The sequence below is a fragment of the Ruegeria hyattellae genome, assembly GCF_041537925.1.
Lineage (GTDB): Bacteria > Pseudomonadota > Alphaproteobacteria > Rhodobacterales > Rhodobacteraceae > Ruegeria_C.
In genome coordinates this window covers 58539-80272 of sequence record NZ_JBGOSH010000006.1, presented here as the reverse complement: position 1 = coordinate 80272, position 21734 = coordinate 58539, and the positions used below count along the sequence as shown (strand labels likewise).

The 21734-nt window shown below is 62.4% G+C and carries 22 protein-coding genes; 11 read left to right on the top strand and 11 right to left on the bottom strand.

The genetic code is table 11. The annotated features are described in order from the left end of the window. Positions 1-39 precede the first annotated feature (39 nt). Entirely contained in the window at positions 40-930 is an 891-nt protein-coding gene (locus AB1E33_RS15870) for a LysR substrate-binding domain-containing protein (RefSeq protein WP_372578253.1), read from the top strand. On the opposite strand, the gene AB1E33_RS15865 is transcribed toward AB1E33_RS15870, so the two are convergent. The 3 genes from AB1E33_RS15865 to AB1E33_RS15855 are packed head-to-tail and all read right to left on the bottom strand — an operon-like array spanning position 917 to position 3128. Beyond that, entirely contained in the window at positions 917-1489 is a 573-nt protein-coding gene (locus tag AB1E33_RS15865; RefSeq protein WP_372578252.1) for a thiamine pyrophosphate-dependent enzyme, read from the bottom strand. The genes AB1E33_RS15870 and AB1E33_RS15865 overlap by 14 nt on opposite strands. Further along, on the bottom strand, positions 1486-2034 hold the full coding sequence (locus AB1E33_RS15860; protein WP_372578251.1) for a decarboxylase: 549 nt from the start codon (positions 2032-2034) through the stop codon (positions 1486-1488). The genes AB1E33_RS15865 and AB1E33_RS15860 overlap by 4 nt, the downstream gene beginning before the upstream one ends. Then, positions 2034-3128, bottom strand: a complete 1095-nt coding sequence (locus tag AB1E33_RS15855) for a pyridoxal phosphate-dependent aminotransferase (protein WP_372578250.1) — start codon at positions 3126-3128, stop codon at positions 2034-2036. Before AB1E33_RS15855 ends, AB1E33_RS15860 begins: the two co-directional genes overlap by 1 nt. Positions 3129-3235: 107 nt before the next feature. Between AB1E33_RS15855 and AB1E33_RS15850 the strand changes: the two genes are divergently transcribed. Genes AB1E33_RS15850 through AB1E33_RS15825 form a run of 6 tightly spaced genes read left to right on the top strand, consistent with a single transcriptional unit; the run spans position 3236 to position 9566 of the window. After that, positions 3236-4258, top strand: coding sequence for a succinylglutamate desuccinylase/aspartoacylase family protein (locus AB1E33_RS15850; RefSeq protein WP_372578249.1), 1023 nt, complete (start codon positions 3236-3238; stop codon positions 4256-4258). After that, positions 4259-5719: an aldehyde dehydrogenase gene (locus AB1E33_RS15845; protein WP_372578248.1), complete on the top strand. Its 1461-nt coding sequence runs from the start codon at positions 4259-4261 to the stop codon at positions 5717-5719. A 31-nt stretch (positions 5720-5750) separates the two neighbouring features. Next, positions 5751-7121, top strand: a complete 1371-nt coding sequence (locus tag AB1E33_RS15840; protein ID WP_372578247.1) for a Rieske 2Fe-2S domain-containing protein — start codon at positions 5751-5753, stop codon at positions 7119-7121. Next, positions 7118-7750, top strand: a complete 633-nt coding sequence (locus tag AB1E33_RS15835; RefSeq protein ID WP_372578246.1) for a hypothetical protein — start codon at positions 7118-7120, stop codon at positions 7748-7750. The genes AB1E33_RS15840 and AB1E33_RS15835 overlap by 4 nt, the downstream gene beginning before the upstream one ends. Further along, positions 7750-8376 (top strand): hypothetical protein, encoded by a 627-nt coding sequence (locus AB1E33_RS15830; protein WP_372578245.1) that lies wholly within the window; start codon positions 7750-7752, stop codon positions 8374-8376. Before AB1E33_RS15835 ends, AB1E33_RS15830 begins: the two co-directional genes overlap by 1 nt. Further along, a complete protein-coding gene (locus tag AB1E33_RS15825) occupies positions 8376-9566 on the top strand; it encodes a YlbE family protein (protein ID WP_372578244.1) in 1191 nt (396 codons plus the stop codon). Before AB1E33_RS15830 ends, AB1E33_RS15825 begins: the two co-directional genes overlap by 1 nt. A gap of 109 nt (positions 9567-9675) precedes the next feature. Here AB1E33_RS15825 and AB1E33_RS15820 read toward each other — a convergent pair whose 3' ends face one another. The 5 genes from AB1E33_RS15820 to AB1E33_RS15800 are packed head-to-tail and all read right to left on the bottom strand — an operon-like array spanning position 9676 to position 15002. Beyond that, entirely contained in the window at positions 9676-10089 is a 414-nt protein-coding gene (locus tag AB1E33_RS15820) for a RidA family protein (RefSeq protein WP_372578243.1), read from the bottom strand. Positions 10090-10102: 13 nt separating this feature from the next. Further along, positions 10103-10600, bottom strand: a complete 498-nt coding sequence (locus AB1E33_RS15815) for a sarcosine oxidase subunit gamma (protein WP_372578242.1) — start codon at positions 10598-10600, stop codon at positions 10103-10105. 1 nt (position 10601) lies between these two features. Beyond that, positions 10602-13472, bottom strand: coding sequence for a 2Fe-2S iron-sulfur cluster-binding protein (locus tag AB1E33_RS15810; RefSeq protein ID WP_372578241.1), 2871 nt, complete (start codon positions 13470-13472; stop codon positions 10602-10604). Further along, positions 13459-13716, bottom strand: coding sequence for a sarcosine oxidase subunit delta (locus AB1E33_RS15805; RefSeq protein ID WP_372578240.1), 258 nt, complete (start codon positions 13714-13716; stop codon positions 13459-13461). The genes AB1E33_RS15810 and AB1E33_RS15805 overlap by 14 nt, the downstream gene beginning before the upstream one ends. A 14-nt stretch (positions 13717-13730) precedes the next feature. Continuing rightward, the gene (locus AB1E33_RS15800; protein ID WP_372578239.1) at positions 13731-15002 is read right to left on the bottom strand and encodes an FAD-dependent oxidoreductase; all 1272 of its coding nucleotides are present in this window, start codon (positions 15000-15002) and stop codon (positions 13731-13733) included. A 299-nt stretch (positions 15003-15301) separates the two neighbouring features. Between AB1E33_RS15800 and AB1E33_RS15795 the strand changes: the two genes are divergently transcribed. Continuing rightward, a complete protein-coding gene (locus AB1E33_RS15795) occupies positions 15302-16090 on the top strand; it encodes a phytanoyl-CoA dioxygenase family protein (protein WP_372578238.1) in 789 nt (262 codons plus the stop codon). Between the two features lie 32 nt (positions 16091-16122). Here AB1E33_RS15795 and AB1E33_RS15790 read toward each other — a convergent pair whose 3' ends face one another. Both AB1E33_RS15790 and AB1E33_RS15785 read right to left on the bottom strand, forming a co-directional pair. Then, entirely contained in the window at positions 16123-17172 is a 1050-nt protein-coding gene (locus AB1E33_RS15790) for an aromatic ring-hydroxylating dioxygenase subunit alpha (RefSeq protein WP_372578237.1), read from the bottom strand. A 102-nt stretch (positions 17173-17274) separates the two neighbouring features. After that, positions 17275-18198 carry a LysR substrate-binding domain-containing protein gene (locus AB1E33_RS15785; RefSeq protein WP_372578436.1) on the bottom strand — a complete coding sequence of 308 codons (924 nt, stop codon included), beginning with the start codon at positions 18196-18198 and terminating at the stop codon, positions 17275-17277. 94 nt (positions 18199-18292) lie between these two features. On the opposite strand from AB1E33_RS15785, the gene AB1E33_RS15780 reads away from it, so the two are divergent. The 3 genes from AB1E33_RS15780 (at position 18293) to AB1E33_RS15770 (ending at position 20814) form a co-directional block, all read left to right on the top strand. Then, positions 18293-19378, top strand: coding sequence for a hypothetical protein (locus AB1E33_RS15780; RefSeq protein WP_372578236.1), 1086 nt, complete (start codon positions 18293-18295; stop codon positions 19376-19378). A 158-nt stretch (positions 19379-19536) separates the two neighbouring features. Then, complete coding sequence (locus tag AB1E33_RS15775) at positions 19537-20493, top strand: fatty acid desaturase family protein (protein WP_372578235.1); 957 nt, start codon at positions 19537-19539, stop codon at positions 20491-20493. Positions 20494-20496: 3 nt separating this feature from the next. Beyond that, entirely contained in the window at positions 20497-20814 is a 318-nt protein-coding gene (locus tag AB1E33_RS15770; protein ID WP_372578234.1) for a non-heme iron oxygenase ferredoxin subunit, read from the top strand. A gap of 3 nt (positions 20815-20817) precedes the next feature. On the opposite strand, the gene AB1E33_RS15765 is transcribed toward AB1E33_RS15770, so the two are convergent. Further along, positions 20818-21699 carry an amino acid ABC transporter permease gene (locus tag AB1E33_RS15765; protein ID WP_372578233.1) on the bottom strand — a complete coding sequence of 294 codons (882 nt, stop codon included), beginning with the start codon at positions 21697-21699 and terminating at the stop codon, positions 20818-20820. Positions 21700-21734: the final 35 nt, after the last annotated feature.

Sequence of the window (21734 nt, the reverse complement as noted above, 5' to 3'; positions counted from 1 at the left end):
CAGACCCGAGCCCGATCCGGCCAGAGCAACAGGACAATCATGAAAATCACCTTCCGACAGGTTGATGCGTTCCGCACCGTGGTTTCGACCGGGACCGTGACCGAAGCCGCGGCGATGCTGGGCATCTCGCAACCTGCGGTCAGCCGCCTGATTTCCGATTTCGAGACCGAGGTCGGCTTCAAGCTGTTTCAGCGCGCGGGCCGGGTTCTCGTGCCGACGGAGGAGGCCCGCCTGCTGGTCGAAGAGGTGCGCCAGGCCGTCAGCGGCATGGAACATATCAAGGAAACCGCAGCGGCAATCAGCACCTTCGGCCATGCCCGGCTGAGCCTGGTGGTCACTCCGGCCGGGGCGTCACAGCTGGCACCCGACCTGATCGGCAGGTTCGCCACCGCCTGCCCCTGCGCCATGACCCGGATGGAGATCGCCTCGAGCGATGACGCGGTTGAATGGATGGTGTCGCAGAACTACGATTTCGGGATCACCACGGCCGAGCCTGCGAACCCGTCCTTCGACAGCATCGTCATTCAGGACAGCGACGTTTACTGCGTTGTGCCAACCGGTCATGCCCTGTCGCAAAAACCCATTGTCCAGGCCCGCGATCTGGCGGGCGAGAATTTCATATCCTACATGCCGTCCTCGCGGTTCCGCTTCGAGATCGATCAGTTCTTCGAGGCCAAGGGGATCGCGCGGCAGATGCAGTATGAAACCCGCACCACGGATGCGATCTGCCGCCTTGTCTCGCGAGGATTGGGGGTTTCCGTCGTGGGCTCCAGCCGAGACTTTCTTGAGACCATCCCCGATTGTGTGACGTTGCCCTTCGCCGCACCGCTGAGTTTCCGGGCGGTTCTGTTTTGGTCCAGGAACAAGCCGGTATCGGCGGTGGGGCAGACCTTTCTCGATCTCGCCCGTTCCAATCTTAGCGACGGTTGAGCGCTTGCCGGAAACGCGTGCGCGCCTCTGCGCTGTGGATATAGGCATAGTCGCGGGGATAGGGCTTGCCGGGCTGAACCTCCATCGCGATGAATTGTGGTCCTGCTGCTGCCAACAGCTGCGGCAACGCCGAGGTGAAAGGGTCAAGCTCGCTAAACCCATGCACCCCGGCAAAGCCGCTGGCGCGCGCAAGACCCGGGAAATCGACCTTGTCCGCACCGGGCAGTGGATGTGCGCCGTTCACTTCGTAAACCCGGTTGACCGACAGAAAATGATAGAGGTTCACCACACCCGCATGTGCAATCGTGACCAGCGAGCCAAGGTTCATGAGCAGGCTGCCATCACCATCCAGCACGATCACCCGCCGATCCGGATTGGCCAGCGCCAGACCCAACCCGTGCGACGAGGCCTGCCCCATCGCCCCAACCGCGACGTAGTTCAGCGGGCGCGGATTCAGTGCCAGCCAGTCGAAACAGCTCTGGTAGACGGCGACCACGATATCGTCGTCACGTATATGAGGGATCAGGGCCTTGAGCGCCGCATCACGATACAGGGTCATGGTGCCTCCGGGGAGCGGCCGATCAGAAAGACATGCGGCCGGGATGCGGCATAGGCTGACGCGACTGCCTGCGGGATATGGGCTTCATCCCCCGGCGCTTCGATCAGGGAATGCGACAGGCTCATCGCGTCCAGCACAGGCCGGATGATCTGCACACCGTAAGAGGCCGACTGATCCGGGTGAAGGTGTGGCTCCTTGCCCTGCAAACCCACCATCATCACCACCGGCAGTTCATATTCCACGCCAATGGCCCGGATTGCGTTCAGTGAATCCATCAGACCAGTCTGCTGCATCAACAGGATCGCGCGCGTGCCGTTGTAAGACATCGCCCCGCAGATGCTGACACCTTCGTCTTCCTTGCAGATCCGGGTCAGACGAAACTCCGTGTCGCGCGAAATCGGCCAGAGCAATCCGTCACTGGTGACAATATCCGGCACGGCCACAACCTCGCGCAAGCCCGCCGCCTTGAGCGCCGCGATGATCGCCGCACCCGAGGGATGTCTGACCTTGGTCACTTGCCCGACGCTGTGCGATATGCCTGCCATCAAGCGTCCCCGTTCAGAAATTCGGCAATCCCGTCGCGGGCTGCCTTCAGGTCCCGCGGATGGCCGATGGTGATGCGGATATGGTCGCGATAGGCGTCCGAGGTAAAGCGGCGCACGGCGATCCCGGCCTGACGCAACCAGCGATCCGCTGCTTCTGCGGATTTCTCCGGGTCGGGGAAATGAACCAGCACGAAATTGCCCTGGCTGGGGACCACGCCCAGACCCAGGGCCCGCATCTGACTGCTGATCCAGTCGCGACCGTTGCGGTTCGCTTCCTGAACAAGGCGCGTATGGGCGGTGTCCTCCAGCGCCGCCAAAGCGGCAGCGACCGAGGGAGAGGCCACCGGAAAGGTCACCCCGATCCGACGCAGGGTATCAACGACTTCTTCTGCCCCATAGACCCAACCCATCCGGGCGCCGGCCAGCCCGTAGGCCTTCGAGAATGTTCGGCACATGACCACGTTGTCGGCCTCTTCGACCAGCATATGAGCCGGTTCATAATCTTCGGCATCGACATATTCCTCATAGGCCGCATCGACCACAAGCAGCACGTTGTCAGGCAGGGCCGCGTGCAGGCGCCGGATCTCGTCGCCACTCAGATAGGTGCCTGCCGGGTTCTCAGGATTGGCCAGATAGACCATACGCGTACGCGCGCTAAGTGCCGCGATCATCCGATCGACCGAGGGCTTGAAATGGTCATCGGGCACAGACACCACCTCGGCATCATTGGCATAGGCATAGTTGGGAACCTTGAGATAACCATTCGCGCTGCGGATCAACTCGGCGCCCGGCCCCAGATAGGCCCGCGCCAGTCGCGCCAGCAGATCGTCCGAGCCCTGCCCGGTGGTGACGCGTGCGGCGTCCAAACCGTGATGGGCGGCAATCGCCGGGGCAAGAAGACGGTCAGGACTCTCAAGATACCGCTCAATCGAGCTGACTGCTGCCCGCGCCGCCTCCCGCGCGGCGGGGCTTGGCCCAAAGACGCTTTCGTTTGAGTTAAGCAGGATCGCTGGCGGAGGGGCGGACATGTCGGCCCCGACCATCATATGCGGCTTGATCCGTCCTATTCCGATTTTTGCCCGGGCAATGGTCATTCAATTCCTCCGGCACCACCAGCGGCGCATCCCGTAGTTATCCTTCATATCACATGATGCTCAATTATTTTCAATTCACTTTCAAAAAAATTATGCTATGAAACCTCATGTCCGATACAGTTCCAACCCGCCCCAGCAGGATACAGTTGACCCTCGATCTGGACGCGCCCGGCCGGAACATTGGCGATCTGATGCTCAGGTGGTCCGACAACACGGTTCCCCTGGGCTATCATCCGATCCCCGTGATTAGCCTGCGCGGGCAGCCGGGGCCCTGTGTTGTGATTCTCGGCGGCACCCATGGCGACGAATTCGAAGGGCCTGCCGCTATCCTGCGGCTGGCGGCGCGGCTGGAGCCTTCGGCGCTGACCGGTCACGTGATCCTGATCCCCGCCCTGAACGCCCCTGCGTTGCACGCGTCGGCGCGGGTGTCGCCACTGGATGGCCAGAACCTGAACCGGGCCTTTCCTGGCGATGCGGATGGCGGCCCCACTGCGATGCTGGCGCATTTTGTCGAGGCCCGGCTTCTGCCCCGCGCGGACGCGGCCATCGATCTGCATTCGGGCGGAAAGGCGTCGGTATTCGATCCCTGCGCCCTGGCCGCACGGGTCGAGGATCCGGGGCTGGCGGCCGCCAATATGAGCCTGGCGCACGCCTTTGGCTTGCCGTTGATCTGGGCGCTGGGACCCCATAACGACAATCGCTCGATCAATGCCGCAGCGGCGCGGGTCGGGGTGCCGATGATCGCTGCCGAACTGGGTGGCGGCGGCGGCGTTGACCCTGAGATCACTGATCTGGCCGAAACCGGCTTGATGCGCTGCCTGCGCCATCTGGGTGTCCTGCCCGGCGGCCCTCCGGCCCCGGTCACGGCGCGCCGTGTCGAAATCGCCGATCCGCTGCATTCGGTCTACGCCCCTGCCGATGGTCTCTTTGACCGGCGCTGCGCCGCCGGTCAGCACGTTGACGCCGGCGGCTGCGCGGGGATGCTGTACTTTCCCGAAGAACCCGAACGAGCACCGATCGAGCTGGGCTTTCCCGCCTCCGGCCATATCCTCGCCCATGGCAATCGCGGCATGGTGCGACGGGGCGACCTGCTGGCGCAGGTCGCGCAATCTCTGCCCGAGGAGCGCTGAGTGCGAACCTACGCCCCCTTCATCGCGGGATCGGTTCTGCCCTGGACCGGAGAGACCCTGCCCGGTATCGACCCTGCGACCGGGGCGGAGTGGAGCCGGATCGCGCGCTGTGACGCGCAGACTGCCGACCGCGCCATCCGGGAGGCCGACCGCGCCTTTCGCACCGGTCCCTGGGCCATTGCCAGCCCCGAAGAGAGGGCCGACTATCTGGACCGGATCGCCGATACTCTGGAAACCAGCTGGCCCGAACTGGTCGAATCCGAAATCCGCGACAACGGCAAACGGATCACCGAAGTGCGCGCTCAATTCGCTGGGCTGCATGTCTGGTTCCGGCATTTTGCAACTGAGGCGCGCAAACTGCGGCCCGAGCCACAAGCCAATTCGATCCCCGGCGTCCACAGCACCGGCCACCTGATGCCCTTTGGCGCGGTGGTGGCGATCACACCGTGGAATTCGCCGTTGATGATCCTTGCCTGGAAACTGGCGCCGGTACTGGCGGCAGGCAATACCGTGGTGGTCAAACCCTCGGAGCTGGCGTCGGCCTCGACATTGGAATTCGCCCGGCTGGCGTCGCAGGCCGGGCTGCCACCCGGAGTCCTCAACGTGGTCACCGGCCTGGGCCATGAGGTGGGCGAGGCGTTGGTCCGTCACCCGCTGACCCGCAAGGTCAGTTTTACCGGGTCCGACGCAGGCGGGCGCAAGGTAGCGGAAGCCGCGTCTAGTGGCGTGATCCCCGCAGTACTGGAACTGGGCGGCAAATCTCCGCAGGTGGTATTTGCCGATTGTGACATTGAAAATGCCGTCAACGGCGTGATGTCGGGCATCTTCCTGTCCAACGGCCAGACTTGCGTGGCGGGATCGCGGCTGATCGTCGAGGACGGCCTGAAAGAGACCTTCGTGTCCCACCTGATCGCCCGGGCGCGCAATTTGCGCTTTGGCGACCCGATGCTGCCGGACACCCAGATAGGCCCACTGGCCAACGAGCCGCATCTGCGCAAGGTGACCGCGATGATCGAACAGGCCGAGGCCGACGGAGCGATCTGCCTGCTGGACGGGAGAGAGACCGCGGCGGGGCGCAACGGGTTCTACCTCGGCCCGACGGTTTTCGACGGCGTCGCCCCCGACATGCGGCTCTGGCGGGAAGAGGTGTTTGGCCCGGTACTGGCCGTCGCCACCTTCAGAACAGAAAATGAGGCCATCGCGCGGGCCAATGACAGCGATTACGGGCTGGCCGCAGCGGTCTGGACCAGCGATCCCGACAAAGGCGCGCGGGTGGCAGGCGCCATCGACGCGGGCACGGTCTACGTCAATCACTACCGCAGCGTCGATCCCACCAGCCCGATCGGCGGCGTCAAGCTCTCGGGCTATGGGCGAGAGCTTGGCCCCGACGCCATCAAGGAATTCTGTCAGGTCAAATCGATCTGGACCGGCACCGCTCCGGTGCCGGACCCATTCGCATGACCAACACCGGCCCAGACATACGGAGGATGCCATGATCGACCGTTTCACAGCGCCCGAGGGCAATTTTCGGGGCCACGACCAGCAGAGTGTCTGGCAGAAGCAGCCCGATCCGGAACTGACCGAGGTCGGTCCTGGCACACCCTGTGGCGAATACCTGCGCCGGTTCTGGATGCCGGTGGCGATGACAGACCAGATCGGAGATCTGCCCTATCGCCTCCGCATCCTGGGCGAGGATCTGGTTCTGTTTCGCGAGAAGAAAGAGGGCAAGCTGGGCCTCACCCACCTGCATTGCTGCCACCGCAACATGAGCCTTGAGTTTGGTATCGTCGAAGAGGGCGGCATCCGATGTTCGTATCACGGCTGGAAGTACGGCCTCGATGGTTCCATTCTGGAAACCCCTTGCGAACCGCCCGCCTCTCAGGTCCGGACCAGAGCCTGTCTGGGAGCCTATCCGGTGATCGAATACAAAGGCCTGGCCTTTGCCTATATGGGTCCGGCGGGCGACCAACCCCCGTTTCCGGTGATGGACACATTTGACGAGGACGGTGATGAGTTGGTGCCCTATCTCATCACATCGCCCTGCAACTGGCTGCAGGTGATGGAAAACGCCTGGGACCCATTTCATGTGGTCTATCTGCACACGCTGGCCGTGCGCAGCCAGTTCATCGACGCCTTTGCCGAGATGCCGATGATCGAGTTTCACGAAAGCCGGACAGGCGATTTCTATACCAATGTACGGCGTGTGGATGACATTGTCTGGGTGCGCATCCATGATCACATGCTGCCCTCTTTCACCCAGAATGGCGGACATTTCCCGGTGCCGGACGGGCCGCGTTATTTCGGGCGCTGCGGATTGTCGCGTTGGATCACGCCGGTTGACGACACAAACACGATGGTCATCGCCTGGCGACACTTCCGCGACGCAGCCGCCAACGATGATCCGAAAGGGCTGACCGACAGGACCAAAGTGGGCTATGGCATGACCGATTTTTACGGCCAGGACCCCGACCGCTCGTATGAGAGGCGCCAGCGCGATCCCGGCGATTATGACGCCTGGGTCAGCCAGGGGCCCAGAAACATCCATGCGCGGGAAAACCTCGGGTTTACCGACCGGGGAGTGGCCAAGGCGCGGCGTCTCTTGCGCAATGCCATCCGCGCCCTGCAGAACGGCGCGCGCCCGGCCCAACCCACCGACAATGTCCCCGGCAACGTGATCCCGACCTATGCGGGCGATACCATGCTGCGCATCCCTGCGCAGGACGGGCGCGATGACGGCGCGGTGCTCAAGGAAATCTCGCATCAGGTGGCTGATATCTACCGCTCGGCAGATCACCTGCAGGGCGCTGCCCGCAAGGAATTCATCACCGATGCGCTGAAGGCTTACGAGGCAAGCTGGTCATGACCACACGTATTCCCCACAATCCGGGCCGGGTCGAGTGGTCGGGAGAAAACCCTGGCATCTATCTGAAACAAGACCCCGCGCAGGACCACTATGACACGCTGGCTCTGTTCTTTCGCGTGGTTCTGTCACCTTACGGGCGGGGCCATGCGGCGCTGATCCTTGGCGCGCCGGAGCGGGCGCAGGGCTGGCCGGAGGTACCGAACCTGCTGATGACCGACAACCAGCGCATGATGCGCTGGATCGTCGATGGCTGGGTGAGCAAGATGCCCACTTTCATTGGCAAACAGGGGCTAGAGGCGATGAGCTGGCTGGATTGCGACAGTGTCGAAAAGCGGCCCGGCGACCTGAAGGCGCGCTATTCCGAGACTTTGCGCGGCTCGGGCATTACGGTCGAGATGATCTGGCGGGACATGGGTCCGCCCCTGCCGGTCGAGGTGACCAAGGAAAACTCGGCCACCAAGGCGCATGAGATGTATTCGGTGTTTCTGGAGGCCGGAACGGCGCAGGTCGTCATAAACGGCACGCCCCTGCCCGGTCAGGTCGCCAGCCGCGAATTCTTTGGTCGCACCATGTCCACCGCCTTTCTGGCCTTCTCCGAGACCTGGGTGACCCCGCAGGAGGATCCGTGATGCCATTGAACGAACCTATCACCCCCGGCACTGTCGACTGGACCGGTGAAAATCCGGGCATCCTGCTGAAGGATGACGCGGGCAATTTCAACGCCATGGCACTGTTCTTTCGCGTCGCCTGGTCGCCGGTTGGTCAGGGTCAGATGCTGCTGCTTTACGGCAGCCCGGATCAGGTCGCGGGACCACCCGAGGCCCCCAACGTGATCCTCAGCGACAATCCCGATCTGACAGCGTTTCTGAAGACCAACTTCATCAGCAAGCTGGCCGCCTTTGCGGGCGCGCCGGGTTTTGCCACCCTGCCCGAGGTCGGCGCGCAGGCGGTGCGAACCAGCGGCGACCCGATGAGCCACCGGTATACCGAGACCATCGCCGGACCGGGTCTGACCGTAGAACTGGTCTGGGAGGGGTTCGAGGTCCCCCGCGCGCTGGAGCTGTCCCCGCATGAGGTGGCCTCGGGAGAACAGAACATGTTCTCGCTGCTGGTGCCCGCGCGTTCGGCGCAGATCATCGTCAATGGACGGGCGCTGCCGGGCGCGCTGGGCACGCGGGTTCAAGCAGGCTACGAGACGACCACTGCGTTCCTCTATTTCTCGGAAACATGGATCATCCCGCCGGAGCCCGCGTGATGTTGCATCCTGCCGACCAGCTTGCCTTTGACCGGGCGATGGTGACGCAGCCGGTCTGGAACCGGTTCGACACCGCTGCCGAGGCGCTGGGTCTGGCCGCAAATGTGCTGCTGCACGCGGGCCCTGCCTTTGACAGCCCCGACCAGATCACCGCGCCGATCCTCAATTCCGCCTGTGTCGCTGCCGTCTGGCAGGGTCTGGCGCGGGATTTCGATCAGGCCGAGGCTATGATTGTCACCGGTGAGATCGTGCTGAAACCGGCGCAGGATCATGACGTGGTCACGCCGCTGGCGGCCGTGGTGTCGGCAGACATGCCGCTGCACGCAGTCTATGATGCCTGGCGCGGGCAGCAGCGGGTCTATGCGCCGATCAATGCGGGCAACCGCCCGGCCATGCGGTTGGGGCTGCGCACCGAGGCGGTGCTGGACCATATACGCTGGCTCAACACGCGATTTCTGGATGTCCTGGACAAGGGGCTGGCCGAAGGGATCGCGCTGGTGCCGCTGGCGGTTACCGGGCTGATGGCAGGCGATGATTGCCACGGGCGGACGCCAGCGGCGACCGAAGCTCTGGTCGCGGAGCTCAAGGATCGGACGCCCGGCGGCATTACCGACGATACGGCGCTGGCGTTCATGGCGGACTCCCCCTCACTGTTTCTCAACCTCTGGATGGCGGCCACCAAATGCATGATGAAACGGGCCGAAGGGATCGAAGGATCCAGCTTTGTTACTGCGGCGGGCGGCAATGGGTGCGTGGTGGGCATTCAGGTCTCGGGCCTGCCGGGGCAGTGGTTCACGATCCCCGCTGGCCCACCGATTGGAGCGTTCGATGTCGATCTGCCCTGGGACCGTGCGCTGGGTGCCATTGGCGACAGCGCGGTGATCGATACTTTCGGATTGGGCGCCATGGCCATCGATCTGAGCCCGGCGCAAAAAACAACGCTGGGTGGCTTTCTGCCCAAGGATGCGACCGCACGCATGTCCGGCCTGTCGGTCGGTGCGCATCCCTATTTTCGAGCACTGAACATTCGGCTGGGCAGCACCGCACGCCGTGCGGTGGCGCAAGGCGCAGGGCCAGTGATCGGGTTGGGCATCCTCGACCGGCTAGGTCAGGCCGGACGGTTGGGTGCGGGCATCTATGACATGCCGGTCACACCCTTTGCGGCAGCACTGAACGTGCTGGAGACCTGACCGGGCGCAAGTGTCTCTGCCTCGGTGAACCGGCACGGCGGATTTCGGTGTGGAGCCTCGGTCTCTTGGTGGTGATGGCCCCATATCCGGGCCGCAACCCGTTGAAGGCTCACATCTCGGCGTCTGCCTCGTCGCTTATGACGCCCATTGCATCGATTTCGACCAGCAGGGCCGGGTCGGCCAGCCCCTGCACGACCACCCCCGTCGAACAATGATGCACCCCCTCGAACCAGCGGTTGATCGCCTCATAGACCGCCGGGCGGTACGAGATATCGGTGACATAGACCGTCAGCTTGCACACATCCGCCAGGCTGCCACCCGCCTCCTCCATCCAGCGCTTGATGTTCCGGCAGGCCTGATCCGCCTGTGCCCCCGGATCATCTTCGCCCACCACTGTCCCATCCAGCAACGTGCCGACCTGCCCCTGCATGAACACAAAATCGCCCCGCGCCCGGATCGCCTTGGAATAGGTCGCCTGCGCGTGATAGCGGGTCTGGTACTTGTGGATATGGGTGCGGGTCATGATCTCTCTCTTCTCAGGCGGTGGCGCGGGTCAGGTAATCCTCGACCATATCACCAAAGCTCTGCTCAACGGCAAATTCGAACCCGCCCGCACAGCGCAGCACAAGGGCCTTGAGGCCAAATACTTCGGTATAGGCGACAGCATCCACACCAAACGCGGCCTCATGCAGGTCCAGCGGGCAGGCGATGGCCATCACCTCGGGCGCGTCCGGCCCGGTGACGCGAAAGAAGCTCAGCGTGTCCGAAACGCGCACGATGCTGATCTCTGCCGGGCAGGTGGCGGGCTGGAACTGCGCTTCCAGCATCTCTTCCTGCTCCAGCGGGGCGCGGGCGAGCCAGTGATCGCGCCCGATATGACAAAGTTCCAACGCGCCTCCAGAGGTGCGGGTATTGGGGCGGTCCGGCCAGTGCGGCAGGGTGTCCCCAGCCCAGTCCCGAATGGCACCGGCCTTACCCTTGAGATCGAAGAGCGCGTCGAGGCCGCAGCGCTGGAGGGTGACGTCATAGCTCATATCAGGACCTCAACCGCGGGCCATCAGGATCGTGAAAGACCGGTTCTGTGACCGTGACCGGGATCACCGCGTCCCGCAGCCGGACATGGGCGGTTTCGCCATGCCGCGCCTGTCCGTTTTCCAGCAATGCCAGCCCGACCCAGCGCCTGTTCACCACGCTCCAGACGCAGGCGGTGACCAGCCCTTCGGTGGCTTGCCTGTGCCCGCCGGGGGTGAGTGGCGCGCCTTCGGGGATCTGCTGGTTGGGGTCTTCGGGCAGGATGCCCACCAGCTCGCGCCGGGTCGCGCTGCCCGCACGGCGCAGCATCACCGAGCGTTTGCCCAGATAGTCGGGCTTTTTCTTCGACATGACCCAACCCATCCCCAGATCATAGGCGTCGATGGTGCCGTCCACCTCGTGGCCCAGCGACAGAAACCCCTTCTCGACCCGCAGAACGTGGTTGGATTCCGAGCCAACCGGAAGGATACTGAACGGCGCGCCGGCGTCCATCACCTTGTCCCAGAGGGCGGCCATATGGCGGGGGGCGACGTTGACCTCATAAGAAAGCTCTCCGGTAAAGCTGACCCGCACGACCCGCGCTGGAAACCCGGCGACGGTGCCGTCGCGCAAGGACATGAACGGGAAGGCCTGCGGCGAAAGATCGATATCGGTGCCCAGCGCCTGCATTACTTCGCGCGCACGGGGGCCACAGATGGTGGCGTTGTTCCATTGGCTGGTAACGGTGGTGATCATCACCTGCCAGTCGGGATACTCGGTCTGCAGCAGTTTTTCCATATGTTGATTTACCGTATCCGCATGCCCGGTAGAGGTTGAGATCATCCAGCGGTGTTCGTCCAGCCGAAACGCCACACCGTCATCCAGGATCAACCCGTCATCCGACAGCATCAGCCCATAGCGCCCGTCGCCGGGTTTCAGGCTGGACATCACGTTGGAGTAGATGAAATCGAGGAATTCTGAAACATCACGCCCCTTCAGCTCGAACGTGCCAAGGGGCGATCCGTCATAGACGCCAACACCCTCGCGCACGGCCCGGCATTCGCGGTTCACCGCCTCTTGCAGGCTCTCGCCGGGCTTGGGGAAGTACCCCGGCCGCCGCCAGCGGGCTCCCGCCTCGTACATCACCGCGCCGTTGCTCTTGTTCCATCGGGTTACCGGCGTGTGTCGATAGGGAAACAGCACGCTGTCCTCGCGCAACCCGCCGATCGCCCCAAAAGAGACCGGCGTATAGGGCGAGCGGAAAGTGGTCGTGCCGACCTGCGGCAATGCCAAACCCTGCTGCATCGCGACAGTGCCGATAATGTTGATATTGCCGGTCTTTCCCTGATCTATCCCCATGCCGCCGGTGGTGTAGCGTTTGACGTGCTCGACATTGCAATAGCCCTCGCGCAGGGCCAGATGCACGTCGCTGACCGAGACGTCGTTCTGTATGTCCAGAAACGCCCTGCCACGCTGCACCGGCACGTCGACGCGCCAGAGCGGTTCGATCGCATAGGGCAGGTCCGCGCCGCCTTCGACGATCTGGTCCAGCGTCAGATCGCCCGCCGCAGCCCCCACGGCGCGGCAGGTTTGTGCTGCCTCGTCGGGCAGGAAGGCAGCCATCCCTTCGTCATAACGCAGCGAGCTGCGCGACTGCGACCACAGATGCACGGTTGGATTCCAGCCGCCGGAATGGGCCAGCACGTCGCATCTGATCCATTTGGGCGTGCCGCCCGACACCGGGGCGGCCAGAACAGCACGCACCCGCTTGTGACCGAATATGCCCGCTGCGACGGTTGCGGCATGCACCGGCAAATCGGGCACCAGTTCCAGCGCCTCTGGCGGTACATTTTCGCGGCTGTCGAGGATGGCGGTCACGATGATCCCCGCCGCCGCCAGATCAGCCGCCACCGCATAGGCGCTGTTGTTGTTGGTAAACAGCGCCACCCGTTTGCCGGGCGCGACCCCCCAGCGGTTGACATAGGCCTGCACCGACGAGGCCAGCATCACGCCGGGCCGGTCATTGCCGCCAAACACCATGGCGCGTTCGGTGGCCCCAGTGGCGATCACTACCTCACCCGCGCGCACCCGCCAGCTGCGCTCCAGAATGCTGTCCTGTTCAGGGGCGCGTTCATTCACGATCAGCAGGTTATGCTCTCGATAAGCCCAGACGGTTGCATTTTGCAAATGAGTGACGTTCTTCATCCCATGCAGTTCCGCAACCGCATCGGCCACCCAGCCCATCGCGGGGCGCGCGCCGATTGTCAGGGTCCGGTTCAACAGACTGCCGCCTGCCTCGGTTCCTTCATCGGCCAGAAACACGCGTTTGCCCGCCCGACCGGACTCAAGCGCACCCTTCAGACCAGCAGGTCCGGCTCCAACCACCAGGACATCTGCATGGGCATGACGCGCTTCGAAATGCCCCGATGCTGGAGGGCTGGCGGGAGCTGCAGCCAATCCAGCCGCCTTACGGATCGAGGGTTCGAACAGATGCCAGTTTGGCCATTTGAATGTCTTGTAATAGAATCCGGCTGGCAGGAAACGGGCCAGCACCTGATTGACACCGCCCAGATCGAAGCCCGGCGAGGGCCAGCAATTGACCGAGCGCGCGCTGAGCCCCTCTCGCAGCACGACCGTTGTCGCCGGGCGGTTGCCCGAGGCATCCTCGCCCTCCAGCTCCACCAGCGTTGCCGGTTCCTCGGGGCCATGCCCGACGATGCCGCGCGGGCGATGATACTTGAAACTGCGGGCGGTCACGCGCACTCCGTTGGCCAGCAGCGCCGAGGCCAGCGTGTCGCCCTCAAAGCCCTGATACACCCTGCCGTTGAAGCGGAAATGGAGCGGGCGGTTTCGGTCGATACGTCCGCCCGAGAAAAGACGACTACTCGATCCCATCGGGCGCCTCCACGATATCATGGGTGCGCGTGTCGCGCCAGATCGTCAGCCATTCACCACAGCCGCGCGCGTGCCACCACCGTTCCTGCACCGGACCCAGCGGGTTCGGCGCAACGGTCAGGTAGTCCACCCATTCCGCATCACTGACTGCATTTGGGTCGGGTCGGTCCGCCCCCACCGGGCCGCCATGAATGAACTCGCTTTCATTGCGTTTACCGCAATACGGACAAGGAATGAGCAACATGATCCGGTCCTTTCCTATCGCGCCGTGGTGGTGCCGGCTTCCATCACGAAATCCAGATGCCGGAACCGGTCCAGCGTGAAAGAAGCCATCAGCGGGTGCGGTTCGCCCTTGGCCACCAGATGCGCCAGCGTCAAGCCACCCGCCGGGATCGCCTTATAACCGCCCCACCACCCGGCGGTTATAAAGAGGCCGGGCACCTCGGTCTGATCCATGATCGGCGAAGCGTCATGGGCAATATCCAGATGCCCTCCCCATTGCCGCATCAGCTTGAGTTTCTTGAAGCTCGGGAACAGTGACAGCATTGCGGTGACCGTATCTTCGAATACGTGCTGCTTGATGTCGCGGCGAAAGCTCTGCCCCATGTCTGGCGCGCCGCCGATCACCATTTCGCCCTTGTCGGACTGGCTGAAATAGAAGCCGCTATCAGGGCAGTTCACGATCACATCGACCAGCGGCTGCACCGGCTCGGACACGAACGCCGTCAGGTTCATGGTGCACAGCGGCAGTCGCAAACCCGCGGTCTCGGTCAGCGTCGTGGTATGGCCCGAAACCGCCACCACAACCTTATTGGCCCGCACCGTCCCGCGGCTGGTTTCGACCCCTTCGATGGCGCCGCCCGCACCGCGCAGTAGCGATTGCACGGCGGTCTGCTGGTGAATCTCGACACCCATCGAATCCGCCGCACGGGCATAGCCCCAGGCCACCGCATCATGCCGGTTCACGCCCGCATCGGTATGCACCATGCCGCAAATCACCGGCAGGCGTGCATCCGGCCCGCCCTCGGTCAGCACCGGAATGCGTCGGCGCAGTTCTTCGGTCGTGATCTGTTCATAGGTGGAGCCGTAAATATCCATCACCAATTGCCGCCGCCGCAGCTCGCGCAGCTTGGGCCAGGTCTGGACCACATCCACCATTGTACGCTTGGAATGCATCATGTTGAAGTTCAGCTCACGGGTCAGCCCTTCGTACATGGCGACGGATTTCACATAGAACGGGATCGACTCGTCGCGCATGTAATTCGACCGGATCGTCACCGTATTGCGCGCGATATTGCCGCCGCCCAGCCAGCCACGCTCCAGCACGGCGACATCAGTGATGCCAAACTCCTTCGCCAGGTAATAGGCCGTCGCCAGCCCGTGCCCCCCTGCCCCGATGACCACCACGTCATAGCGGTCCTTCAGGGGCGGGCTGCGCCAGGCCAAAGGCCAGTTCCGATGTCCCGATAGGGCGTTCCGGGCAAGCGAGAAGATAGAATATTTTTGCATGACAGTTATAATATTTACCATGAATTACACCACGTCAATGATTTTGAGTACTCTGGGATGCCACGACGGTCCCCGAACTCTCTAGGCCAATCAGGCAAAAGCGGCTATGCTGTCAGGGTGAAAGGCGCCATGATGGATTCCCGCATCCGACAGTTTCACCGAAACCTCGCTGGCACTTGGTCGGCGCGATCGGCATGGCCCTGCTTCATCATCAACTGCCGCAGTTCTCCGTCCTCCTGACAGCCGCGATTGACCGGGCGCAGCGCGCCCCTCTCGAAACCCGCATCGCCAGAATGGCGGATCAAGCGGAGGGAAGACACATGACTAAAACACCCGATCTCAAAAAGGTTCAGGACACTTATGCGCGCGACGGGGTCGTGCTGCTGAGGAATATCCTGTCCCAAGAATGGCTGGACAAGCTGCGCCACGCGGTGGACGCCAAAGTCGCAGAGGGCGACCGGTATTTCGCCTACAAGAACATGCGCGAAAAACCGGGCGTGTTTCAGGATTATTGCCTGACATCCGATATCGGTCAGCGCGTGTCCGAGGTCGCGGGCAGCCCCTGGACCTCGCTGATCTATGATCAGATATTCGCGAAGGAACCGGGAACCGCGACCCAGACCGGCTGGCACACGGATCAGCCCTATTGGCCGGTCTCGGGGCCGATCATGACCATGTGGATCGCGCTGGACCCCGTGGACCCCGACAATGGCGCGCTGGAATTCGTGCGCGGCTCACATGCTTGGGGCGCAAAGTACCGCCCCTTCAAAACCGATCAGTTGGGCGGGTTCCTGCACTATCTAGAAGAAGACAATCCCAACTATATCGACATGCCAGATTTTGAGGCGAACCGCAGCGATTACGACATCTTCCACCATGACGACATGGCACCCGGCGACGCACTGGCCTTCGACGGGATGACGGTGCATTCGGCGATGGGAAACCGGACATCGACCCGGCGCAGGCGCGGATACGCAATTCGGTTCGCGGTGGAAGGCGCCACTTATGAGCCGCGCGACGCAGTCACAGAATGGCTGCATGATGCAAGCCTGCAGCCCGGCGCGCCCTTTGCCGGGGGGCGGTTTCCAGTGATCTACCAGAGCACCTGATACCAGAGGGCCGGGCTATCCGGCCCTCTGCATCAGGCCTGTTTCAGGACATCTTCAGCTACGGCAGTCTCGGCTTCCATGGCGCGGTCCAGCACCCGACGGAACAGCTTGGCCCCGGCATCCAGCCCCAGGTCGATATGGGGTGTTTTGGCTTGTTTCATGCCCAGATGCACCTCTTCCAGCACCTCTTTGTCCTCCAGAAACGCCATCCGCGCACCGTCATTCATGAAGGTGGACACCTCAGCATTTTCGGGGTCGGAATTGCGATGCTGGAACCAAAAATACCGGGTCCGGTCTTCATCGATCGGGGTCATGAAATTATACGAAATGTTGATGAACGTGTCCGCAACCGGCGGTTTGTCATAACCGCCAGTGCCGACGGGTGTATAGATCGACTTGTTCAGCCCGATCGCAGGCAAGCACATCTCATAATGCTGCAAGCGGTCGCAATCGCCCTCGAACACCACCAGCTTGGCGTAATAGGGCGATGGCGGCTTGTTCTCGATCCAGCGCGAGACGATGACACCGCGATCGGTCTTTTCGACTTTCAGCGGTTCCTCGTCGGTCCCGGCCCCGGCAAATGACGAGACATGAACCCAGGCCACATGGCTTGGATCAAGCAAATTGTCGCAAACCCACAGGTAGTGGCAATCGATATCCATCACCCCGCCATCGGTCAGACCCCAACTGGGATCATCGAAATTCTCGACCGGGAATATCTTGTCGGGGTCGGCAAGCGCCGGGTCGCCCATCCAGATCCACAAAAGGCGATAACGATCCACCACCGGATACGACCTGACCACCGCCCGTCGCGGGGTCATGCCGCGCTGAGTGGGACTGTCGATGCATGCACCGGAACAATCGAAGGTCAGCCCATGATATCCGCATTCCACCAGATCGTCTTTCAGGTTGCCCTTTGACAGCGGCAGTTTGCGATGCGGGCAGGCGTCCTCAAGCGCGACCGGTGTGCCATCGAGCTGGCGATAGAACACGATGTTTTCACCCAGATAGGTCGCGGCCGTCAGTGAGCGGTCAATGTCCTTGCTCCAGGCGGCGACATACCAGCAGTTTCTCAGGAACATGGGATCGCTCTCCGTTTCGTCAGGTGGCTTAAGTTAGTATGGCTCAGCAATGGCCCCCTGAGCCATGCCGGAATGGTAATGGAATATATAAGGTAAACTAATTCAAATGTTCGCAGCTGACGGAATATCGGGCTGCGCGCTTGCCTGGGAACGGATCCAATTGAGAAACTCGTTCACCTTCTGGCTGTCCTTGCTCTCGTGCCGCCGCACCAACCAGTAGGACAGCGGCGATTGGGTCAGCTGCGCAAAGGGTCGGACCAGCCGCCCGTCGCAGAGCGCATCAATGACCAGAGGTTCGCGCCCCAGCGCAACGCCCAGCCCCTCGATGGCGGCCTGCACGACCATGTTCGACTGCCCAAAACGCCGCGTGCGCAGCGGGGATGGCAGGGTCAGGCCGCATTGGCGCGCCCAGAACTCCCAGGTCGGGCTGGCGGCACCGTGATGCAGGTTCTCGTCCACCAACAGGCTGTGACGAGTCAGGTCGTCAATCCCGCGCAGCTCTGGCAGCAGGGATGGGGCGCAGACGGGAAACAGCCGCTCGGCCATCAGCAAATCGACCTGATAGCCGGGAAACTCGCCCAATCCATAGCGAATACCGATATCCGCATCAGCCCCAGAAAACGGATGCAGCCCGGTATCGGTCGCGATCGAGATCGACAAGTCGGGATGCGCCAAATCGAAGTGAATAAGCCGCGGAAACAACCAGTTGAAGGCAAAACCGGGCAGGCAGGAAATTACGATCGTGCGGTCGGTACGGGTCTTGTCGCGCAGCTGCGCGCAGACATCCGAAATCCGCCCCAGCCCCTCGGATATGGCAAGCGCCAGCTGCTCGCCCTCACGGGTCGGGCGCGACTGCCGTGCGCCGCGCACCAGCAGATCGCGGCCAAGCCACTCTTCCAGCGAGCGCACATGCTGGCTGACAGCACTCTGGCTGACCCCCAACTCCACTGCAGCCGAGGAAAACCCCGAATGGCGGACCACGGCCTCAAACGCGCGCAGGGCAGAATAGGGCAGGTTCACAATCATATTAGTCACCCTAATGCTTGCCATTATCACTTTCAAATGGATCGGACCCCGGATGGGGCGGTATTTTGGGGCCGGTTAAAGGACGGAGAGGTTGATGTCCGACATGACGCCCGAACGGGGCGCGCGCAATCTGCTGCTGAACTGCGCCCGCGCCAGTGCCGGTGACCGATTGCTGATCGCCTATGAACCGCCCGAGTTCGGCTATTTCGACGCCGACAGCGTCGGTATCGTCACCCGCACCGCCCGGTCGATGGGCCTGTCGGTCGATGCCGTAGACGTGGGCTTTAACCCCGACAATCCGCACCTGTCCCCGGGCCTTCTGGCGCGGTTTGAGGCTGCTGACATCATTCTATTCCTGGCCCGGCTTGGCGACCAGCTGCGGTTCTCGGACATGCCGCAGGGCAAGAAGGTCATCGTCAGCTTTGCCCTGACGCGCGAGCTATTCGGGTCGGGGTTCTCCAACGGGCATCATGACGCCTTCATGGAGATCAAATCTGGGATCAACGCGGTGCTGAACGCTGCGGACGAGGTGCGGATCACCTGCCCGCTTGGCACCGATGTGCGCGGGCGGCCGGTGATGAACCTCGCGCCAACGGGCGACACCTCGATCCTGCGGTTTCCGATGTCGGTCTTCACCCCGGTTCCGGCGCACAGCTTTTCGGGGCGCGTGGCAGTTGGGTTCCTGACCGGCACCGGCTCAAGGTATTATGACAATTACACCATCGAATTCGACCGCCCGGTCTTTGCCCAGATGGAGCATGGCCGTCTGACGCAGTTTGCGGGCGATCCGGAAAACGCGGCGCGGGCCGAGGCCCAGTATGACCGTGTGGCGCGACAGTTCGGCATCGATCGCGATTTCGTGCATTCCTGGCACGCGGGCATCCATCCGGGATGCGGGTACCCCTGGGACATGCGCGAGAATTTCGAGCGCTGGGGCGGCGCCGCTTTCGGCAATCCGCGCCTGCTGCATTTCCATACCTGTGGCGCATATGCGCCCGGTGAGATCAGCTGGAACGTGATCGACGCCACTATCGTGATCGACGGCGTAACCTATTGGGACAATGGCGTGTTCCATGCCGAGCGCCTGCCCGGGGGGCAGTCGATTCTGGCCCGGCATTCCTGCGCCGCGGCGCTCTTTGCCAATCCCGATCCCGATATCGGCCTGCGCGCGGCGATCTGAACGCGCCGGGCTTGATCGAATCGCCTTACGTCGGGATAATCCTTTGTTAATAGGGCCGGTTCGAGTTGGCCCTATGGTGCGGAGCACTCCCGTCTCCGGTGCCGGTACACGCGTTGAGGGCCATGCCCCCACACCGGTAAAAAAAATGTGGAACTCACATGTCAAAAGCAATTGTCACGCCGCTGACCCAGGCCTTGGCCGAGGGAAAACTGACACGCGAAGAACTCAAGGGCTTCATGCAGCGCTCGAACGGTCCGGGGCTGCGTCATCTGGCGCTCTGGGTGCTGCTGCTGGCGATCACCAGCACGCTTATCACGCTGGCCTGGAACAGCTGGCTGATCTGGCCAGCCATGTTCGCGCAGGGTGTCGTTCTGGTGCACCACTTCTCGCTGCAGCATGAATGCGTGCATTATACCGTGTTCCGGACCCGATGGCTCAATGACCTGATGGGTCAGATCTGCGGGTTGATCATCATCCTGCCGCACCGGTTTTTCCGGTATGAGCATTGCGATCACCACACTTATACCCAGCTTACCGGCGAAGATCCCGAACTGATCCCTCTGCCCCGGACCATCGGTCAATATCTGCTCTACCTGTCGGCGCTGCCCTATTGGCGCGGCAAGTTCACCGAGTTGTTTCGCCATGCTGCTGGTCGCCTCAGCGAGGCGGAGCTGCGCTTCATCCCTAAGGTCGAACACAAGGCGGTCTATCGCGATGCGCGGCGGATGCTGGCGATCTATGCGGCGCTTTTTCTGGCCATGGTGCTGACTGGTTGGTGGGGCTTGATCTGGTACTGGGTCATCCCGTTGTTTCTGGGCGAGCCGGTGATGCGGTTCGTGCGGATGACTGAACATGTGGGCCGGCCCACTGTCGCCCGGATGTCGGAAAACACCCGCACCAATCTGGTCTCGGCCCCGATGCGGTTTCTGTGCTGGAACATGAACTATCACGCCGAGCACCACTATGTCGCCTCGGTCCCGTTCCACGCCCTGCCGCGCCTGCATGAAAAGCTCAAGGATCACATCTTTATCGAACCCGGCGGCTATCTTGCGGCGCATCGCGACATCCTGCGGCAGATCCTGAACGACACCCGCCAGCAAGATGCCGGGGTCTGAGCCATGGCACAGGACAAACCCTGGCGGGACGTGATCGCGGCCTCGCGGCTTGAAAAGAACTGGGTCACGCGGGTCGAGATCGGGCCGCGACTGATTGCGCTTTATGATACGCCCAGCGGGATCTATGCCTCGCTGGCGCTGTGCAATCACGGCGGCGCGGATCTGTGCGACGGCTATTTCGACGGGCATGTGATCGAATGCCCGCTGCATCAGGGGGCGTTCGATGTGCGCGACGGCACACCGGTTTCGGCCCCCGCCACGCGTCCTATGCGGGTCTTCGAGGCAAGGGTGGAAAACGGCATGGTTCAGGTCAGGATGTGACGATCAGCGCTTATCCGACTTCTTCTCGAGCCGCGCAAAGATACGGCTGAGGCCAAAGCAAACGATGAAATAAAACGCCGCCGTAGTGATCCACGCCTCGAAGATCATCCGGGACGAGGCCACAAGCTCGACCGTCTTATAGGTCAGTTCCTGCACCGAGATCAGCGACAGGATCGAACTGTCCTTGATCAGCGAGATGAACTGGTTGGCCAGCGGCGGCACCACTTTCTTCATCGCCTGCGGCAGCACCACATAGCGTAGCTCCTGCAGGCGGCTCATCCCGATTGAGCGCGCCGCCTCGTGCTGGCCCTTGGGGATCGACTGGATACCGGCCCGGACGATCTCGCCTACAAAGGCGCTTTCGAACAGGGCCAGAACGATCACGCCGGACACCAGCGAGGGGAACCGCCGCATCTCGCCAAAGAAGAAGGTCCAGATCTGGTTATCTTCCTGCCGCGCAATTCCGCGCGCCCAGCGCTCCAGGTTCAGCGCGTCGATCAGTTGTTGCGACAGAAAGAAAAAGAAGATGAAGACCACAACCACCGGCGGCACATTGCGCAGAAATTCAAGATAGGTGCGCGCCAGCATCCGGATGGTCAGGTTGGCCGAGCAGCGCGCGACCCCCAGAATGGTGCCCAGAATCAAGGCCAGTATGCCGGAATAGATGCTGATGCGGACCGTGGCGGCCAAACCCTGCAACAGCAGGTTGGCAAAGTATTCCTCGCGGCTGGAATGCCAGCCGACGATATAACCGGGGATCAGCTCCCACCGCCATTTGTAGTTGAGCGTGCCTTCGATCGAGAGCCAGATATACCCGAAAAACGCAACCACCACTGCCGCGATCAGGTAGTCGGGCCATCTGAGTTTTTTCAGAAAGGATTGCACCGGGCAGGCTCCGTTTCGGGTTCCGGGGGCGATGC

Excerpts from the sequence above, each read along its gene's own strand:
- AB1E33_RS15870 (WP_372578253.1), top strand. The coding sequence starts at position 40 with ATGAAAATCACCTTCCGACAGGTTGATGCGTTCCGCACCGTGGTTTCG.
- AB1E33_RS15865 (WP_372578252.1), bottom strand. The coding sequence starts at position 1,489 with ATGACCCTGTATCGTGATGCGGCGCTCAAGGCCCTGATCCCTCATATA.
- AB1E33_RS15860 (WP_372578251.1), bottom strand. The coding sequence starts at position 2,034 with ATGGCAGGCATATCGCACAGCGTCGGGCAAGTGACCAAGGTCAGACAT.
- AB1E33_RS15855 (WP_372578250.1), bottom strand. The coding sequence starts at position 3,128 with ATGACCATTGCCCGGGCAAAAATCGGAATAGGACGGATCAAGCCGCAT.
- AB1E33_RS15850 (WP_372578249.1), top strand. The coding sequence starts at position 3,236 with ATGTCCGATACAGTTCCAACCCGCCCCAGCAGGATACAGTTGACCCTC.
- AB1E33_RS15840 (WP_372578247.1), top strand. The coding sequence starts at position 5,751 with ATGATCGACCGTTTCACAGCGCCCGAGGGCAATTTTCGGGGCCACGAC.
- AB1E33_RS15835 (WP_372578246.1), top strand. The coding sequence starts at position 7,118 with ATGACCACACGTATTCCCCACAATCCGGGCCGGGTCGAGTGGTCGGGA.
- AB1E33_RS15830 (WP_372578245.1), top strand. The coding sequence starts at position 7,750 with ATGCCATTGAACGAACCTATCACCCCCGGCACTGTCGACTGGACCGGT.
- AB1E33_RS15825 (WP_372578244.1), top strand. The coding sequence starts at position 8,376 with ATGTTGCATCCTGCCGACCAGCTTGCCTTTGACCGGGCGATGGTGACG.
- AB1E33_RS15820 (WP_372578243.1), bottom strand. The coding sequence starts at position 10,089 with ATGACCCGCACCCATATCCACAAGTACCAGACCCGCTATCACGCGCAG.
- AB1E33_RS15815 (WP_372578242.1), bottom strand. The coding sequence starts at position 10,600 with ATGAGCTATGACGTCACCCTCCAGCGCTGCGGCCTCGACGCGCTCTTC.
- AB1E33_RS15810 (WP_372578241.1), bottom strand. The coding sequence starts at position 13,472 with ATGGGATCGAGTAGTCGTCTTTTCTCGGGCGGACGTATCGACCGAAAC.
- AB1E33_RS15805 (WP_372578240.1), bottom strand. The coding sequence starts at position 13,716 with ATGTTGCTCATTCCTTGTCCGTATTGCGGTAAACGCAATGAAAGCGAG.
- AB1E33_RS15800 (WP_372578239.1), bottom strand. The coding sequence starts at position 15,002 with ATGGTAAATATTATAACTGTCATGCAAAAATATTCTATCTTCTCGCTT.
- AB1E33_RS15795 (WP_372578238.1), top strand. The coding sequence starts at position 15,302 with ATGACTAAAACACCCGATCTCAAAAAGGTTCAGGACACTTATGCGCGC.
- AB1E33_RS15790 (WP_372578237.1), bottom strand. The coding sequence starts at position 17,172 with ATGTTCCTGAGAAACTGCTGGTATGTCGCCGCCTGGAGCAAGGACATT.
- AB1E33_RS15785 (WP_372578436.1), bottom strand. The coding sequence starts at position 18,198 with ATGATTGTGAACCTGCCCTATTCTGCCCTGCGCGCGTTTGAGGCCGTG.
- AB1E33_RS15780 (WP_372578236.1), top strand. The coding sequence starts at position 18,293 with ATGTCCGACATGACGCCCGAACGGGGCGCGCGCAATCTGCTGCTGAAC.
- AB1E33_RS15775 (WP_372578235.1), top strand. The coding sequence starts at position 19,537 with ATGTCAAAAGCAATTGTCACGCCGCTGACCCAGGCCTTGGCCGAGGGA.
- AB1E33_RS15770 (WP_372578234.1), top strand. The coding sequence starts at position 20,497 with ATGGCACAGGACAAACCCTGGCGGGACGTGATCGCGGCCTCGCGGCTT.